Origin of the sequence: Flavobacterium ammonificans (assembly GCF_020886115.1) — a bacterium.
GTDB lineage: Bacteria > Bacteroidota > Bacteroidia > Flavobacteriales > Flavobacteriaceae > Flavobacterium > Flavobacterium ammonificans.
Genome location: NZ_AP025185.1, coordinates 337,880 through 354,443, shown reverse-complemented (window position 1 = coordinate 354,443; position 16,564 = coordinate 337,880). Strand labels below are relative to the sequence as shown.

Below are 16,564 nucleotides of genomic sequence, written 5' to 3'. Positions count from 1 at the left end.
ATCATGAAAAAATCAATTATAATTTTATCAAGCTTATTTATATCAGCGATAATGCAAGGACAAATCATCCCTCAACCCAAATCAGGACCCGCTCCAACTATTAAAATAGGGAAGCCAGAGTCGTTTCAATTAAAAAATGGGTTGAAAGTAATGGTGGTTGAAAATCATAAATTACCTAGAGTTTCATTTACACTTACTTTAGATAACGCACCCTATGCAGAAGGTGCTAAAAAAGGAGTGTCTGATTTGACGAGTAGTTTAATTGGAAACGGCACCAAAAAAATCTCTAAAACCGCTTTCAATGAAGAAATCGATTTTATGGGAGCAAGTGTTAACTTTAGTTCCAACGGAGCTTCTGCGAATGCTTTGTCAAAATATGCAGCTCGTGTTTTAGAATTAATGGCAGACGGAGCTTTAAACCCAAACTTTACCCAAGAAGAATTTGACAAAGAAAAAGCCAAAATCATTGAAGGATTAAAAGCAAGTGAAAAAAGTGTGCCAGATGTTGCCGGAAGAGTTAATGATTTATTGACTTTCGGAAAAGAACATCCTAACGGAGAATATGTAAGTGAATCAACAATCAAAAACGTTACTTTGGCTGATGTTCAAGCCAATTACAGTTCGTATTTTGTTCCGGAGAACGCTTATTTAATCATTGTAGGGGATGTTAAATTTGCAGAAACTAAAAAAGCAGTAGAGAAATTATTTGGTTCCTGGAAAAAAGCAGCTGCTCCAGTACAAACGTATGCCGAGCCAAAAGATGTTGCTTTTTCGCAAATCAATTTCGTAGACATGCCAAACGCAGTTCAGTCAGAAGTGGCTGTAGTGAATTTGGTTAATCTTAAAATGACAGATCCGGATTATTTTCCAGCTTTGGTAGCCAATCAAATCTTAGGAGGGGACTTCAACAGTTACTTGAATATGAATTTAAGAGAAGCACACGGATGGACGTATGGTGCTAGATCTAGTATTCGTGGTGAAAAACGTATTACAAAATTTGAAGCTTCTACTCAAGTTCGAAATGCAGTTACAGATAGTACAGTAGTTGAAATCTTTAAAGAATATAAAAAGATTAGAACTGAAAAAGTGACGGATGAAATGTTAGCGAGCGTAAAAGCAGGTTATATAGGACGTTTTGTAATGCAAATTGAGAAACCTCAAACTATCGCAGGTTATGCTTTGCGTATTCAAACACAAAATTTACCAGCTGATTTTTATGAAAACTATATTAAAAACATCAATGCAGTAACTGCTGATGATGTATTACGTGTAGCTAATAAATATTTTATGGCTGACAATAGTCGTATTTTGATTGTAGGAAAAGGAGCTGATGTAGTTCCGGCACTAGAAAAATTAAAAATTCCAATTTTGTTTTTTGATAAATATGGTAATCCTGTTGAAAAACCCGTTTTCAAAAAAGAAGTTCCTAAAGGAATGACTGCTAAAACAGTTTTGGACAATTACATTAAAGCTATTGGTGGAGAAAAAGCGGTGCTTGCAGTTAAAACAATTGCAATGACTGGATCTACATCTATACCACAAGCCCCGGCACCTTTGAGTTTTAAGTATAAAACTGATGTTAAAGGAAAGCTAGTTATTGAATTAGCCATGGGAGCAATGAGTTTGGTGAAACAAGTGGTTACTGAAAAAGGAGGCTTTGCAATTCAACAAGGACAAAAAATGGAATATACTGGAAAGGATTTAGAAGAGATGAAAGCGATTGCTACTCCAATTCTAGAATTGAATTTGTTGAAAAATCCAGCAGTAAGTTTGACAGGAATCGAGATGGTTAACGGAACAGAAGTCTATGCTTTGAAAAACGGCAAAACAACCTTATATTATGATGTTAAATCCGGTTTAAAAATTGCAGATGTGGATACTATCGAACAAGGTGGTAAAACAATGAATAAAACCAATTCGTATTTAGATTATCGTGAAGTAAAAGGAGTAAAAGTTCCTTTTAATATGATTCAAAATGTAGGTTTTGAATTAAATATAAAAATGACTGATGTTAAAATTAATGAAGGTGTAGCCGATGCAGACTTTCAATAATTAATAAACAATTTATATTCAAAAAGGCGGTCTTAGTTGACCGCCTTTTTTATTTTTTAGCGGATAGATAGACTCCAATTAATACAATAAATGCACCTAAAAATTGAATCGGGGTTAGCATTTCGTTGTCTAATAACCCCCAAAAGAAAGCAACAATTGGAATTAAGTAGGTAACCGAAGTAGCAAAAACAGGAGAGGACAACTGAATTAATTTAAAAAAAATAATATTGGCAATACCAGTTCCAATTACGCCTAAGATTACAATAAATAGCATTGAATGTTGAACTTGAGGCATACTTACAACATCTAAGAAGTCGGTAAAGAATAAGATCAAAGTAGCAGGAAATAGCATAACCAAAAAATTACCAGTTGTAATGCTTAATGGCGCCATACCAGATAAGTGCTTTTTAACTAAATTCACATTTGTGGCATAACATACTGAGGCAACAATAACTAAAAGGGCATAATAGTAGTTTTGCTCAGGATGGTTCATTGCGCCATTCAAGATCAGTAAGGCACTTCCAATTAAACCTATGATTACTCCAATAATTTGATTGCGTCTAAAATGCAATCCAAAGGCAAGGCTTCCTATGACTAAAGTGTTTAAAGGGGTAAGCGAATTTAAAATCGAGCTTACGGAACTATCGATTTCGGTTTGTGCTATTGCAAAAAGGTAAGCAGGAATAAATGTTCCAAAAAGCGCTGTAAGTGCAATAAACTTCCATTGTTGAAAGCTTATTTTAGATAGGCTTTTGAATCCAACTAGTATCAAAAAAAGTCCGGCAAAAATGATTCGTAACGAACCTAATTGTATCGGTGTTAAACCGATTAGGCCTTTCTTAATTAGAATAAACGAACTCCCCCAAATTAAAGAAAGAATAGAAAGAAGTACCCATTTAAGTTGTTTGGATTCCATAAATTAAATTTTGGCTCAAAATTCTACTAATTTTGTGAAATTGACCGCCTTTTTTTGATTAATTTTGTAATTATCAAAAAAATAAATTTACAGTATATGAAACTTACAAAAACAATATTTACATTAGCATTCGTTAGTTTGTTAACAGTATCATGCAAAAAAGAAGCCACTACAAAAGAAGTGACTGCTGAGAAAGAAGCGCGCGCGCCTAAAAAAGAAGTAGTAATTGCTGCTGAAAATGTTCAAACTGCTAGTTTTGAAATCGAAGGTATGACATGCGCTATGGGTTGTGCCAAAACGATTGAAGAAGAATTAGGCGCTATGGAAGGCGTACAAAAAGCAACAGTGGATTTCGATTCAAAAAAAGCAACAGTGATTTTTGATAAAACAATCCAAAATCAAGACAATTTGACTAAAGTGGTTGAAGCGACTGCAGATGGGAAAACCTATAAAGTAGTTTTGCCAAAATCATAAACGAGTTATAGCATAAATTAAAAGCATCCGGAAGGATGCTTTTTTTGTTATTTCCATTTCAAAGTTTCCATAAGTCGTTGCATATCATTTTTGATATAACTAGCAGCTGGCATAATGGAATCGAAATTAGGTTTAGCATAAAAGTATACTGACCCAGTAACAAAGTTTTTAGTGCTGTCGGTGACATAAAATTGTGAATTAGTTGCCGCATTTCCATTAACTTGGTAAAACATTCCAAATACTCTTTGTTGGGAATTCAAATAGGGTTGTTCTACAATATCATCAGCTTTGATTACATGTTCATAGGTTAATTTTTGCGCATCACGCAGTAAATTATTGATATTTCCATTGACACTTTTATGGGTAAGATAAATGGTGGCTTTCATCTTTGGATAGGTAATTGTAAATCCGCAATCTGTATTGCCTTTGATTATGGCATCGTTATTCATTTCGAAAGTAAATGGGCAATTACTTTCAAAATTAGCATAGCTGGCTTCAGGGTAATCTAAGCGTAAATGACTCGAAGGTTTTGGTAATACTTCTTTTTTACAGCTTGAGATAGTCAAGGCTACAAGAATAAGTATAAAAGAATTTATTTTTTTTGACATAACAAAGTGGAGCGTGTTTAACAATTAAAAAGGTAAATCGTTAATTGGTAAATTCGTATTTTGAGGTTCTGAAGGAGTTGTTTTATTGTTTTCAGAATCTTTTTTAGTGTTCAAAAAAGTAAATTCGACCACCTGAATTTCAGAAGTGTGTTTTGTAGTTTCGTCTTCGGCTTGCCATTGTCGCGATTTAATACGTCCTTCAATATATATTTTGTCTCCTTTAGAAAGGTATTTTTCACATAATTCAGCGGCTTTATTACGCACCACTATAGTATGCCATTCTGTAGAAGTGATTTTTTCGTTAGTCGTTTTATTAATGTATACCTCGTGTGTTGCCAATTGAAATCGGCCAATACAATTACCTCCTTCGAAATAATGCAATTTCACCTCGTCTCCAAGATAGCCGATAAGAATCACTTTATTTACTGTCCCATTCATAATATAGTATTTGAATCAAAGATAGGATTTTTTATTTTGCTTCGATAAAATTGTGAAGCACTATAGGGAAAGGAAACGTTTTTAAATCTTTTGCATTAATACCATTTGGAATAGTTCCGGTAATTTTCACATTCCAAAATTTAATGTGTAAATGTTGGTGCGAAAGTTTATGAATAATGCTTTTTGGATTTTCTTCTCCTATACTAATGATATTCCAATGTTGAAAGTCGGATTTAATTTGCTTAGATACAGTGTTGAAATCTTCTTCCTTTTCGGTTTCGATTAAAGGGAATTCATATAAATTATGCCAAATACCTTTATCTGTTCTTTTTTGAATAATGGTATTTTCAATTTCGTCCGAAAAGATAAGGTAATTGAAGAATCGGTTTCTGACTTTTAGTTTTTTCAATTTTACAGGAAGCTGATCTACTTTCTTTTTTTGCAAAGCAGCGCAACTTTGGTTGAAAATACAATCCGAACAATTAGGGTTTTTTGGAACACATTGCAAAGCGCCAAATTCCATTATAGCTTGATTGAATAAGGCTGGGTTATCTTTTGGAATTAATTCCAAAGCTATTGCGCTGAACTCCTTTTTGGCGGAAGCCGAAGCAATATCGGTCTCAATATCAAAATAACGTGACAGCACCCGAAAAACGTTTCCGTCAACTACAGGAACGACTTCGTTATAAGCAAATGAAGCGATGGCTGCAGCGGTGTACTCGCCAATTCCTTTTAATTGAAGTAAGTCTTTATAGTTGTTTGGAAAAATACCTCCAAGTTCATTAGCAATATATTGTGCGGTTTGGTGTAAATTTCTAGCACGTGAATAATAGCCTAATCCTTGCCATAATTTTAAAACTTGTTCTTCGTGAGCATTGGCTAAATCAAAAACGGTAGGAAAGGCATTTGTAAATGAAAAAAAGTAGGGCATTCCTTGTGCTACTCTCGTCTGTTGTAACATGATTTCTGAAAGCCAAATCGGGTATGGATTGGTGGTATTTCGCCATGGTAAATCGCGTTTATTTTGTAAATACCAATCTATCAATAACTTAGAAAAATCCATTGTTAACTATTTGTTTGCAAAAGTAAAAGTTTATGTGATTAAAATTTAATCAATTAGCTTGAATAATTGTTTTTTTAATTCATATATTTGCAAACTCAAAAAAAATAGTACAACATTTATAAATAAGGAAGAAAATGACGAAAGCAGATATCGTAGCGAAAATTTCAGAGAAATTAGGTCTAGAAAAAGGAGATGTTCAAGCAACTGTAGAAACATTTATGAATGAAGTTAAAACTTCATTAGAGACTGGAGATAACGTATATTTAAGAGGTTTTGGAAGTTTTATTGTAAAAACAAGAGCTGAAAAAACAGGTAGAAACATTTCTAAGAATACAACAATTAAAATTCCTGCACACAATATTCCTGCTTTTAAACCGGCAAAAGTTTTTGTAGAAGGCGTAAAAATCAATAACGAAGCAAAATAAAATAGTAATTAATCATAAAATCTACAAGATATGCCAAGCGGTAAAAAAAGAAAGAGACATAAGGTAGCGACGCACAAACGTAAAAAAAGAGCGAGAGCTAACCGTCACAAGAAGAAAAAGTAGTTTTAAACTACTTTTTTCTTTTTAAAAGTTCATTGAAATTGAGATTTAAGATTGTAGATTTTCGATTTAAGATGGCAGATATAAAAAATCTAAAATCAAGAATCAGAACTCGAAAATCTAAAATCTCCCCGGGTTCAATACCTGTTAAAAATATTGTTTAATCCATCCTTACTAAATAGTTGATGGTTGATAGTTGTTAGTTGAAGGATTTACCAACAGCCAAAAATTTAATATCAACAACCAAAAGTTCGGATAAAAATGTACAGCGTGAATAAAGAATTAATCATTCGATCAAGTTCTGAAGCCGTAGATTTTGCCTTATTAAAAGATGGAAAACTAATTGAATTACACAAGGAAGAAGAAAAAAGCAACTTTCAAGTTGGTGATATTTTTATTGCCAAAATAAGAAAGCCAGTTGCTGGATTGAACGCTGCTTTTGTAAATGTTGGCTTCGAAAAAGATGCCTTTTTACATTATCACGACTTAGGTCCAAATTTAGCTTCCCAACTGAAATTCATAAAACTTGTAAGCACAGGTAAATTAAAGGATTTCTCCCTAAAAACCTTTCAGTTTGACAATGAAATTGATAAAGATGGCACCATCATGGATGTTTTGAGTGCCAACCAATCGATTTTAGTGCAAGTCGTAAAAGAACCAATATCAACCAAAGGACCAAGAATTAGCGCTGAGCTATCTCTTGCCGGACGTTTTATTGTGTTAGTACCTTTTTCTGATCGTGTTTCTATTTCTCAAAAAATAGAAGACAAAAAAGAAAAGGACCGTTTAAAAAGACTTGTGCAATCAGTTAAACCAAAAGGATTTGGTGTTATTGTTCGTACAGTAGCCGAAGGCAAAAATACAGCCGAATTAGAAAAAGATTTGCAGAACCTGCTCAGCAGATGGAATGCAATGTGTAAAAAATTACCAACCGCTCATCATCCGTCAAAAGTATTAGGAGAACTCAACAGAGCTTCATCTATCTTACGAGACGTATTTAACGATACCTTTAGTGGTATTCAAATTGATGATGAAGAGTTGTACCAACAAACCAAGGATTATGTGCAAGAAATTGCGCCATCCAAAGAATCAATTGTGAAGTTTTATCAATCCAATGATACTCCCATTTTTGAGAAATACAATATAGAGAGACAAATCAAGACTTCGTTTGGAAAAACGGTTTCTATGAGTAAAGGAGCGTATCTTATTATCGAACATACCGAAGCTTTACACGTTATTGACGTGAATAGCGGAAATCGTTCCAATAAGGCTTCTAATCAAGAAGACACCGCAATGGAAGTGAATATGATTGCTGCCGCCGAAATAGCAAGACAATTGCGTCTTCGCGATATGGGCGGAATCATCGTAGTTGATTTTATCGATATGGCGAATCCTGAAAATCGCAAAGTATTGTTCGACTTCTTACGAGAAGAAATGAGCGATGATAAAGCCAAACACAAAATCTTACCGCCGAGTAAATTTGGATTAGTCCAAATTACACGTCAACGAGTAAGACCAGAAATGAATATTAAAACTAGAGAAGAAGATCCAAATAATGAAAGTGGCGAAATTGAAGCGCCAATTCTAATTATTGATAAAATAACTTTAGATCTAGAAAGAGTATTAAAAAGTCATTCAAATGTGGTGCTTAATGTACATCCATTTGTGGCTGCTTACCTTACCAAAGGTTTTCCATCGATACGTTCAAAGTGGTTCTTTGAACATAAAAAATGGGTGAAAATCATACCACGTGATGCTTACACGTATTTAGAATATCATTTCTTTGACAAAAAAGGGAATGGTATTTCAGAATAAAAAAGAAACCGCCTTTCGAAAGATTGGCGGTTTTTTTATGCTCTGTTATGAGACTTTTCTAGGAGCTAATTCCAGCTATCCGCTCTATCTTTTTTGATGCCTTCGAGAACCTCAGTCACCTAAAAAGGATGCCGCTTCTATCTGGGCTATGATTAATTAGTAAAAATCACTTCCTGCGCTCTGCAAAAAAGCGTTTCATCAATGCTCCTGCTTCTTCAGCTAATATTCCTGAAACTACTTCGGTTTTGGGGTGCAATTGGGTTCCCATTGAAACAAAACCACGTTGCTCGTCGCTAGCGCCATACACTATTTTGGATACTTGGCTCCAATACAACGCCCCAGCGCACATTTGGCAAGGCTCCAAAGTAACATACAAAGTACAATCTTTTAAATATTTTCCACCCAAGAAATTAGCGGCAGAAGTGATAGCTTGCATTTCGGCGTGAGCCGTTACATCATGCAGTAATTCAGTTAGATTATGACTACGAGCAATGATGGTGTTGTTGATTACAATTAGCGCACCTACGGGAATTTCGCCTTTTTCAAAAGCCATTTCAGCTTCTTGTAAGGCTTTCTTCATAAAGTAGGTGTCGTTGAAAGGGTTTTCCATGTGGCAAAAATAAGAATTCAATTTGTACATTTGCACCATGTCAAACAATTTACTTTCAAGCATTAACAGTCCCGTCGATTTACGTCAACTCGATGTCAATCAATTGCCGCAACTCGCACAAGAGTTGCGCGATTTCATTATAGATGTGGTTTCGGTAAAAGAAGGTCATTTGGGTGCTAGTTTGGGAGTAGTAGAATTGACGATTGCTTTGCATTATGTTTTTGATACGCCTAACGATTCTTTGATTTGGGATGTAGGGCATCAAGCCTACGGACATAAAATACTTACCGGACGAAGAGATCAATTTCAGACTAACAGACAACTTCACGGTATTTCAGGTTTTCCTAAACGAGACGAAAGTGAATACGATGCTTTTGGCGTAGGCCATTCATCAACCTCTATTTCGGCTGCTTTGGGAATGGCTATTGCTGCTAATTTGAAAGGGGATACCGGACAACAACATATTGCGGTTATTGGGGACGCTTCGATAGCCTCAGGAATGGCTTTTGAAGGACTGAATCACGCTGGAGTTACCGATGCTAATTTATTAGTGATTCTAAATGATAACGCTATTGGGATAGATCCAAGCGTTGGAGCATTGAAAAACTATTTGACTGCCGTAAAAGAAGGCAAAAATCCAAAGCAAAACAACATGATTAAGTCCTTGAATTTTGATTATTCAGGACCAATTGACGGACATAACATCCAGGCTGTAATTGAAGAATTAGAGCGACTTAAAAAAGTAAAAGGGCCAAAATTTTTGCACGTAATTACTACCAAAGGGAAAGGACTGCAGCAAGCCGAAGAAAATCAAGTGCAATACCATGCGCCTGGTAAATTTGACGCCAATACGGGAGAAATAATTCCTAAATCGGAAGCCAACTTGCCGCCAAAATACCAAGATGTTTTTGGTGAAACGATTTTGGATTTGGCACAAAAAAACGAAAAAATCATTGGAATTACTCCAGCAATGCCTACTGGAAGTTCGCTTAAGTTGATGATGGATGCCTTACCCAACCGAGCTTTTGATGTTGGAATTGCAGAACAGCACGCGGTTACTTTAGCTGCTGGAATGGCAACACAAGGAATGGTCGTTTTTTGTAATATTTATTCCACTTTTTTACAAAGAGCCTATGATCAACTGATTCACGACGTAGCTTTGCAAAATTTACCGGTTATTTTCTGTTTGGATCGTGCGGGATTGGTAGGAGAGGATGGCGCTACACATCATGGTATTTTTGACTTGGCTTACCTTCGTTGCATACCTAATATGATGGTGTTTTCGCCAATAAATGAAACTGCTTTACAAAATATTTTATATACGGCTCAATTGGGATTGGAACATCCTATCGCGATTCGTTACCCTAGAGGTCGCGGACAAAACACAAATTGGAAAAGTCCATATCAAAAAATTACCATTGGCAAAGCCAACTGTTTAAAAGAAGGAACAAAAGTTGCGGTTGTATCTAATGGAACAATTGGCAATAATGTGATACAAGCATTAGATAATTTAAATTATCCAAGTACAATTGCACATTATGATTTTCCTTTTGTAAAGCCACTTGATGAAGCACTTTTGCATACTATTTTTTCTAAATTTGAAACGATAATTACTATTGAAGACGGGGTTATTTCTGGAGGTTTTGGAAGTGCAATTCTGGAATTCGCGGCAGCCAATAATTATCACAGTAAAATTCAAATTCTTGGAGTTCCAGATGTTTTTATTGAACAAGGATCTGTTTTGGAATTACAACAATATTGCAAAATTGACGTTTTGAATTTAGAAAAGGTTTTTAGTCAATACCTATAATTCATTTTTTGTATTACATATGAAGCTTAAATTAAGTTGTTTGTTTTTTATTTTTTCATTGTCAGTCTTTAGTCAAGATACTATTCAATTACAACCTAAGGACTCTCTATCTCATTGGAGAAACAAAAACAAAGTTGGATTTGATATTTCGCAGATTGCCTTTGTGAACTGGAGTGCTGGAGGTAATAGTGCTATCTCAGGTTTAATAAAAGGAGATTTTTCTAGAGTGTACACCAAAGGAAATCAGAAATGGGTAAATGAATTAATGGTTCGCTATGGCCTCAATAAGCAAGATGGGGTTGATTTACGAAAAACGGATGATTTAATTCAATTGAGTTCCACTTTTGGTTATAGAAAAGACTCAATTACAAACTGGTATCATTCAGCTAAATTTAATTTTAACACGCAGTTTAGTAATGGATATGCTTATCCTAATACTGAGAAAGCAATTTCTAGATTGTTTGCACCGGCTTATATATTTTTAGGAGTCGGAGCTGAAAATGCAAGTAAATCGAAACATAGAATATTTTATATCTCTCCTTTTACTTTTAAAACTACCTTTGTATTGGATCAAGCCTTAGCCAATCAAGGCGCGTTTGGTGTAACTAAAGCTGTAGTAGATTCGAATGGTTTAATTATTACAAATGGAAAACAGACTAGGACTGAGTTGGGGTTTTTATTTACAAGTTATTACAAAACAGAGATTGCCAAAAATATTGTTTGGATTAATAAATTAGTATTGTATTCGGATTATATCAACAAATTTGGGAATATTGATATTGATTATGACTTTCGATTGGATTTAACCGTAAATCAACATGTAAAAGTAAATATTGGCGCGCAATTCATTTATGATGATGATATCAAAGCTAAAAAACAGATTGATGGCAAACAAGTAACATTGGGTCCAAAACTCCAGATAAGACAAATGTTAGGAGTTGGACTGGTTTATACTTTTTAAACCACCATTAAATTACACCCTCTTATATCAGAATGATCAAAGCGACCTAGAACTTCAAAACTTCCATTAGAGTATTTTTTTCCTAAGTCTTGAGTAGCAATAAATGAACAGGAATTAATGTTGGCTAAATCAATTACGTTAATACCTCCAGTTTTGCCTTCTCGAACATAAGATAATGCATCTTCAGTGTCTCGAACTAGAATTTGCATCCATGACGGACATTCGAAAATTCCTTCACCCAATGAATAAGCTTGTGACAATAGTTCGGTCATTCCATATTCGGAATGTATTGATTTAACACCAAATCCATTGCAGAGTTCTTGGTGCAATTCTTCGCGAATCATTTCTTTGCGCTTTCCTTTCATTCCTCCCGTTTCCATAATGATTGTGTTTTCTAATTGGAATGAATGTTTTTCAACCAAATCTAATAGGGCATACGTAACTCCAATTAAAATTACATTTTGTCCTGCATGATCTAATTGAATTAATTTTGCAATGAGTTCGTCATAATTGTGAAGGTAAAAACCGCTTTCATCTTGATTGGAAAGTTGAATTAAATCATCAACCATATGAATTAAGGAAGAGCTTTCTCTTTCTAAATAAGACGGAAGCAATGCTAATACTACATAATCTTCAATGTTGCCATAGAATTGAGAAAATCCTTTACGGTAGCTCTCTTCATAAATACTTAGGTCAGTAACTATATGTTTGCTCGTGATCATTCCTGTTGTGCCACTACTAGTAAAAGTAGTTTCTATAGGATTAGTAGAAGAAATCACTGAATGACTTTTGAAAAACTGAATGGGTAAAAACGGAATTTGCTCAATTGATTTTACTTTTTGGACATCCGTTTTTAAAAAATCACAAAATTCACGGTACACTAGATTATTCTCGTATTGAAAACGAAAAATTTTCAAAGCGATTTTGTCAAACTGCTTTTGATTACTAATGGTAAATATATCGTGAGATGAAATCAAGAATTATTTTTTCACAAAAGTAATTGAAATAAATGGGAAAATAAATGGGAATAAAAAAAGCCCCAAAAAGGAGCTTGATTTTAATCTTTATAGGTGTCAAATAGATATTGTAATGTTGCATTGATGTCATTGGCTTGAATCAAAGGCATTGGAGTATCTGTATTTAGCCAATTTTCAATTACACTATCAAAGTCATCACCGACTTCATAAACAACTGGTACGCCCATTTTTTTCAATGCCGCAGCATTACATTCTTGTTCGTAGTGTTTTTGAATTGGGATACTCAGTATTTTTTTTCTAAGGAATAATGCTTCTGCTGGAGTCTCAAATCCCCCGCCAGTGATTATTCCATGACAATTGATTAGACTTTCATTAAAATCGGCTTGATTTACAGGATAGTATGTGATATTTCCTAATTTTTGTTTTGTTTTGATGTCATTCAGAAACCAATGAAATTCTTGGTTTGGCATATTCTGGAATGCTTTTTCTAAACAGGATATGTCAAATGAAGGTAAGTAAACAGTAATATGTCCTAAGTTTTTCGGCTTAGCTTGCTGAATTTCTTCTTTAATGATAGGAGGAACAATAAACGAATCGTATTTTTCAAAATGCAATCCAATATTTTTGGGTGCGGAAGCATAATGTTTTAAAATCATTTCGCCCATTATACTTTTCTTATCGGGTCTTGGGGTGTTTTTAGATACAAAACTGGCTTGGTGTCCCAATTGAACGGAATGTACTTTTTGCATTTTGCAAGCCAAAGAAGTAATGGAGTCAAAGTCATTGATGATCACATCATATTTCTTTAATGGTAGTGATTTGGCTTCTTTAATCATTTGTAAAGGGCGAACGTTTTTTGCGATTTTCCAATAATCCAAACCGCCACAGGTACTGTAAAATAAACTACAACCTGCACTTTTATATTTTACTGGCAGATCAATAGCAAGACTTGCATTACTACCGCTCATAAAAAAATCGACCTCTCCGAATTTCTGTAAATACGGATAGAGTTGCATCGCTCTACTAATATGTCCGTTTCCAGTGGCTTGTATGGCGTAAAAAATTTTCATAATTGTTATGCTAAAATTTTACTAACAATATCATTTATAATGCTATCCTCAATTGAGTCTTGTGTTTGATTGGTATAATCAATTTTTTGATAGCGATAGATGCGCCACTTCTTTTTGTTGTATTCCAATGCACTCAAGTTTTCAACCCAGTCTCCACTATTTAAGTAAACTACTTTTCCGTTTTCGTTAGAAACCTCTTTCATTTGTGGTTTATGAATATGCCCGCAAACAACATAATCAAATTTCTTTTCGATTGCGATTTCTGCAGCAGTAGTTTCAAAATTAGAGATGAATGCCACCGCCTTTTTAACGCTGTCTTTGATTTTTTTTGAGAAGCTTCTTTTTTCTTTTCCGGTGAGAACTAATAACCAATTCACAAAACAATTGATGAGGATTAGTAAGTCATACCCTTTACCACCTAGTTTCGCAATTATTTTCGCATAGCCTTTAGTAGAAGAATCAAAAACATCTCCGTGAAAAATCCATACTTTTTTATCGTCAAGCTCTAAGATTAGTTTATCTACTAATTCAATATTACCTAAATTAGTGTCAGAATATTTTCGTAATGCTTCATCATGATTACCAGTAATATATACCACTTTGGTGCCTTGATTGGACATTTTTAAAATTTGTCGCAATACATTCATGTGAGCTGCAGGAAAATATCTTTTAGAGAAGTTCCAAATATCAATGATATCACCATTTAGAACTAGCATTTCAGGCTGAATGGATTTAAGATAATAGACTAATTCATTAGCATGACATCCATAAGTTCCCAAGTGTACATCACTTAAAACTACAAGAGGGAGTTTTCGTTTATTTTTCATGAGTTGTTTTTACGAATGTAAAAACATCATGTTAAAACTATGTTTTGTGAAGATTACTAAATCATTACAATTGTAACCTAATTGTTTAAGTTACTTCTAAATTTAGCGAATAATTAATTTTCGTGTAGCAGTATGATCTTCTTCTCTAATTTTTATGATATATACGCCAGGAGAAAGAGAAGAAAGATTTAATTCTTTTGAATTTAATTGGGTGTGTAATACTTTCTTTCCTAAAACGTCAAAAATTTGAATTTCTTTATCTAAATCATTTTTAGAAGAAATATATACTTTACCGTGAGTTACAGGATTAGGGTACAAGCTTAAACCTTCAATTGGTATTTCTTGAAGTTTAAATTGTTGTTTTGTTTCTTGAGCTACTATTTTTGAAGTAAACACAAGTAAAAACAAAAGACTTGATAAGTATATTTTTCTCATTGATTCAATTCTACAATATAAAAGTACTATTTTTTTAACACCAATACTAAAATGAATAAAAAATCGTTTGTCGATAGCATTATTTTTTTTGATAATTTAATGAATTAAATTACTGTAAATTAGTTTTTTATACTCACTAATTGAATATTTCATTAATTTTAAATCCCCCAATGTTACCAAATTGTTAAGTAAATGTTTGGTTAGTGTAAATTAATTTATATATTTGTTATGTAATTATTAACAATTAAAACCTAACAAAATGAAAAAATTAATGATGATCGCAGTGTTAGTGGTTTCTAGTGTAGCTTTTGCGCAAAATATAGAGCCTAAATTAGAAGATATTAATGGTACAGTTAAAGCAACTTATTACCATGAAAACGGTGAAATTCAACAAGAAGGATTCTTTATTGATGGAAAATTAGAAGGGAAATGGATATCCTATAATGCGAATGGTGTCAAAATTGCCATCGCTGAATATTCAAAAGGAGAAAAAGTTGGGAACTGGTTTTTTTGGAATAACGAAGGTTTATCTGAAGTAGACTACTCAAAAGATGCTATTTTATCAATTAAAAAATGGAGTAAAGGGTCTGTTGCTTCAAATTAATTTTATTTAAATCAAAAAGAAAACCCATTTAGACGTTTTGTCTAAATGGGTTTTTTATTTATTATATACTAAGTATATTATTTAATAAGTGTAGCACCATTTACAGTCGCCCAGTTACCAGCTGTTAAGCTTGCTCCAGTTGCACTAGCGTTAATAGTGTAATTAGCAGTTGGAAAGTTTACAGATAGAGTTCCAGCTCCTGCAAACTGACTAGTACCATCATTTATTTTAACTGAAGTTAATTTTATTTTACCAGTATTAACTTGGTTAGTATTAGTTCTAGCATCTTGAATTCGAACTGCTGTTGCGCCAGAAGTTGTATATCCAGTAATTGTGATGTTAGTAAAATCACCATTTCCATCTTTTTTGAATTGAATCGCATCATATTCAGCTGCAGATGAACCACCTTCTGTTACTGTTCCAGGAGCTCTTTTTAAAGTGATATTAGCAATCTTTGGGAAGTAAGCGTTATCATTGTTAGATGCTTCAATCTCCATACCAAAATTTCCAATTCCTTCTTGGTAAACATACCAGTTTGAGTTATTTTGACCTTGCCATCCGTCTTGCCAGTCGAAAGAGTCATCGTAATTACCAAATGAAATTAAGTTTGTCCCACTAACAGTTCCGCCATACCACTCAAATCCATCGTCAGCACCTTTGTAAGAAACTAAATGATCTAATACAGTTCCAGAACCTACTGAGTAAAATGAGAAACCATTCATTTCACTTGTTCCATCAGTGATTTTTTTACCAGCATATTCCACACGAACATATCGTAATGCTCCTCCATTATGAGTAGGGTTTGAACCTCCATAAGGTAAATTTAATCCGTCTTCTGAAGTTCTTGTTGTTGTAGCACCAGAACCATTTATTGGAGCATCGCCATACATAATAATTCCGCCCCATGAACCTGGAGTAGCAGAAGGCTCAGTAAATACTACTGGTTGAGAAGCAGTTCCATTAATAATCAATTTTCCTCCTGCTTTTACAACTAATGCATCCACACCATTGGCTGCATTGGCAGTAATTTTTGAACCTGCATCAAAAGTAACTGTAACACCTGATTCAATAGTAACGATTCCACTTAGTGTGTAGTTACCAAAAGCATAGGTTTTGTTACTTGTTATTGATCCTGTGATTTCACCTTCTACTGGTTGTAATGTTTCTTCGTCATCAGTAGTTGTACATCCTGTAAATGTCAAAGCTAAAATAGATAAGCTTACAATTAATTTTTTCATTTTTGTATTGTTTATTTAAATTTGTTAAGGCAAATGTATGTTGCTAATATTTCCTTTTGATATCGAAATAGTTATAAAATTGTTAGCAGGTAATCATCAAATAGTTAATTCAATGTTTTCA

17 protein-coding genes are annotated in these 16,564 nt (G+C 33.9%); 7 read left to right on the top strand and 10 right to left on the bottom strand.

What is annotated here, in order from left to right:
- The first annotated feature begins 3 nt into the window (after nucleotides 1-3).
- Entirely contained in the window at nucleotides 4-2,052 is a 2,049-nt protein-coding gene (locus LPC20_RS01565; RefSeq protein ID WP_229325827.1) for a M16 family metallopeptidase, read from the top strand.
- 49 nt (nucleotides 2,053-2,101) lie between these two features.
- Here LPC20_RS01565 and LPC20_RS01560 read toward each other — a convergent pair whose 3' ends face one another.
- Nucleotides 2,102-2,968, bottom strand: a complete 867-nt coding sequence (locus LPC20_RS01560; protein ID WP_229325825.1) for a DMT family transporter — start codon at nucleotides 2,966-2,968, stop codon at nucleotides 2,102-2,104.
- Nucleotides 2,969-3,064: 96 nt separating this feature from the next.
- Between LPC20_RS01560 and LPC20_RS01555 the strand changes: the two genes are divergently transcribed.
- Complete coding sequence (locus LPC20_RS01555) at nucleotides 3,065-3,442, top strand: heavy-metal-associated domain-containing protein (RefSeq protein WP_229325823.1); 378 nt, start codon at nucleotides 3,065-3,067, stop codon at nucleotides 3,440-3,442.
- Between the two features lie 47 nt (nucleotides 3,443-3,489).
- Here LPC20_RS01555 and gldD read toward each other — a convergent pair whose 3' ends face one another.
- Genes gldD through mutY form a run of 3 tightly spaced genes read right to left on the bottom strand, consistent with a single transcriptional unit; the run spans nucleotide 3,490 to nucleotide 5,551 of the window.
- A complete protein-coding gene (gene gldD, locus LPC20_RS01550) occupies nucleotides 3,490-4,050 on the bottom strand; it encodes a gliding motility lipoprotein GldD (protein WP_229325821.1) in 561 nt (186 codons plus the stop codon).
- Nucleotides 4,051-4,074: 24 nt separating this feature from the next.
- Nucleotides 4,075-4,488 carry a single-stranded DNA-binding protein gene (locus LPC20_RS01545; RefSeq protein ID WP_229325820.1) on the bottom strand — a complete coding sequence of 138 codons (414 nt, stop codon included), beginning with the start codon at nucleotides 4,486-4,488 and terminating at the stop codon, nucleotides 4,075-4,077.
- Nucleotides 4,489-4,519: 31 nt separating this feature from the next.
- Complete coding sequence (gene mutY / locus LPC20_RS01540) at nucleotides 4,520-5,551, bottom strand: A/G-specific adenine glycosylase (protein ID WP_229325818.1); 1,032 nt, start codon at nucleotides 5,549-5,551, stop codon at nucleotides 4,520-4,522.
- A 134-nt stretch (nucleotides 5,552-5,685) separates the two neighbouring features.
- Between mutY and LPC20_RS01535 the strand changes: the two genes are divergently transcribed.
- A complete protein-coding gene (locus LPC20_RS01535) occupies nucleotides 5,686-5,976 on the top strand; it encodes an HU family DNA-binding protein (protein WP_039112429.1) in 291 nt (96 codons plus the stop codon).
- A 390-nt stretch (nucleotides 5,977-6,366) separates the two neighbouring features.
- Entirely contained in the window at nucleotides 6,367-7,911 is a 1,545-nt protein-coding gene (locus tag LPC20_RS01530) for an Rne/Rng family ribonuclease (protein ID WP_229325816.1), read from the top strand.
- Between the two features lie 166 nt (nucleotides 7,912-8,077).
- Here the strand turns inward: LPC20_RS01530 and LPC20_RS01525 are convergent, their stop codons facing one another.
- Nucleotides 8,078-8,521 carry a nucleoside deaminase gene (locus LPC20_RS01525; protein WP_229325815.1) on the bottom strand — a complete coding sequence of 148 codons (444 nt, stop codon included), beginning with the start codon at nucleotides 8,519-8,521 and terminating at the stop codon, nucleotides 8,078-8,080.
- Between the two features lie 37 nt (nucleotides 8,522-8,558).
- Here LPC20_RS01525 and LPC20_RS01520 point away from each other — a divergent pair, with 37 nt between their 5' ends.
- A complete protein-coding gene (locus tag LPC20_RS01520; protein WP_229325813.1) occupies nucleotides 8,559-10,331 on the top strand; it encodes a 1-deoxy-D-xylulose-5-phosphate synthase in 1,773 nt (590 codons plus the stop codon).
- 19 nt (nucleotides 10,332-10,350) lie between these two features.
- Nucleotides 10,351-11,292 (top strand): DUF3078 domain-containing protein, encoded by a 942-nt coding sequence (locus LPC20_RS01515; protein ID WP_229325811.1) that lies wholly within the window; start codon nucleotides 10,351-10,353, stop codon nucleotides 11,290-11,292.
- Here LPC20_RS01515 and LPC20_RS01510 read toward each other — a convergent pair.
- The 4 genes from LPC20_RS01510 to LPC20_RS01495 all read right to left on the bottom strand — a co-directional run bounded on the left by LPC20_RS01510 (nucleotide 11,289) and on the right by LPC20_RS01495 (nucleotide 14,601).
- Entirely contained in the window at nucleotides 11,289-12,269 is a 981-nt protein-coding gene (locus LPC20_RS01510) for a LuxE/PaaK family acyltransferase (RefSeq protein ID WP_229325809.1), read from the bottom strand. The two genes, LPC20_RS01515 and LPC20_RS01510, sit on opposite strands and share 4 nt — an antisense overlap.
- An 80-nt stretch (nucleotides 12,270-12,349) precedes the next feature.
- Complete coding sequence (locus tag LPC20_RS01505) at nucleotides 12,350-13,339, bottom strand: glycosyltransferase family protein (RefSeq protein WP_229325807.1); 990 nt, start codon at nucleotides 13,337-13,339, stop codon at nucleotides 12,350-12,352.
- Between the two features lie 5 nt (nucleotides 13,340-13,344).
- Entirely contained in the window at nucleotides 13,345-14,166 is an 822-nt protein-coding gene (locus tag LPC20_RS01500; protein WP_229325805.1) for a UDP-2,3-diacylglucosamine diphosphatase, read from the bottom strand.
- A 102-nt stretch (nucleotides 14,167-14,268) separates the two neighbouring features.
- Nucleotides 14,269-14,601, bottom strand: a complete 333-nt coding sequence (locus LPC20_RS01495) for a T9SS type A sorting domain-containing protein (protein WP_229325803.1) — start codon at nucleotides 14,599-14,601, stop codon at nucleotides 14,269-14,271.
- 259 nt (nucleotides 14,602-14,860) lie between these two features.
- On the opposite strand from LPC20_RS01495, the gene LPC20_RS01490 reads away from it, so the two are divergent.
- Nucleotides 14,861-15,205, top strand: coding sequence for a toxin-antitoxin system YwqK family antitoxin (locus LPC20_RS01490; RefSeq protein WP_229325801.1), 345 nt, complete (start codon nucleotides 14,861-14,863; stop codon nucleotides 15,203-15,205).
- A 77-nt stretch (nucleotides 15,206-15,282) separates the two neighbouring features.
- Here the strand turns inward: LPC20_RS01490 and LPC20_RS01485 are convergent, their stop codons facing one another.
- Nucleotides 15,283-16,443 carry a hypothetical protein gene (locus LPC20_RS01485; RefSeq protein WP_229325799.1) on the bottom strand — a complete coding sequence of 387 codons (1,161 nt, stop codon included), beginning with the start codon at nucleotides 16,441-16,443 and terminating at the stop codon, nucleotides 15,283-15,285.
- Nucleotides 16,444-16,564: the final 121 nt, after the last annotated feature.

Coding starts and splice junctions, on each gene's coding strand:
- LPC20_RS01535 (WP_039112429.1), top strand. CDS start 5,686: ATGACGAAAGCAGATATCGTAGCGAAAATTTCAGAGAAATTAGGTCTA.
- mutY (WP_229325818.1), bottom strand. CDS start 5,551: ATGGATTTTTCTAAGTTATTGATAGATTGGTATTTACAAAATAAACGC.
- LPC20_RS01565 (WP_229325827.1), top strand. CDS start 4: ATGAAAAAATCAATTATAATTTTATCAAGCTTATTTATATCAGCGATA.
- LPC20_RS01515 (WP_229325811.1), top strand. CDS start 10,351: ATGAAGCTTAAATTAAGTTGTTTGTTTTTTATTTTTTCATTGTCAGTC.
- LPC20_RS01505 (WP_229325807.1), bottom strand. CDS start 13,339: ATGAAAATTTTTTACGCCATACAAGCCACTGGAAACGGACATATTAGT.
- LPC20_RS01500 (WP_229325805.1), bottom strand. CDS start 14,166: ATGAAAAATAAACGAAAACTCCCTCTTGTAGTTTTAAGTGATGTACAC.
- LPC20_RS01555 (WP_229325823.1), top strand. CDS start 3,065: ATGAAACTTACAAAAACAATATTTACATTAGCATTCGTTAGTTTGTTA.
- LPC20_RS01495 (WP_229325803.1), bottom strand. CDS start 14,601: ATGAGAAAAATATACTTATCAAGTCTTTTGTTTTTACTTGTGTTTACT.
- LPC20_RS01560 (WP_229325825.1), bottom strand. CDS start 2,968: ATGGAATCCAAACAACTTAAATGGGTACTTCTTTCTATTCTTTCTTTA.
- LPC20_RS01520 (WP_229325813.1), top strand. CDS start 8,559: ATGTCAAACAATTTACTTTCAAGCATTAACAGTCCCGTCGATTTACGT.
- LPC20_RS01490 (WP_229325801.1), top strand. CDS start 14,861: ATGAAAAAATTAATGATGATCGCAGTGTTAGTGGTTTCTAGTGTAGCT.
- LPC20_RS01525 (WP_229325815.1), bottom strand. CDS start 8,521: ATGGAAAACCCTTTCAACGACACCTACTTTATGAAGAAAGCCTTACAA.
- gldD (WP_229325821.1), bottom strand. CDS start 4,050: ATGTCAAAAAAAATAAATTCTTTTATACTTATTCTTGTAGCCTTGACT.
- LPC20_RS01485 (WP_229325799.1), bottom strand. CDS start 16,443: ATGAAAAAATTAATTGTAAGCTTATCTATTTTAGCTTTGACATTTACA.
- LPC20_RS01545 (WP_229325820.1), bottom strand. CDS start 4,488: ATGAATGGGACAGTAAATAAAGTGATTCTTATCGGCTATCTTGGAGAC.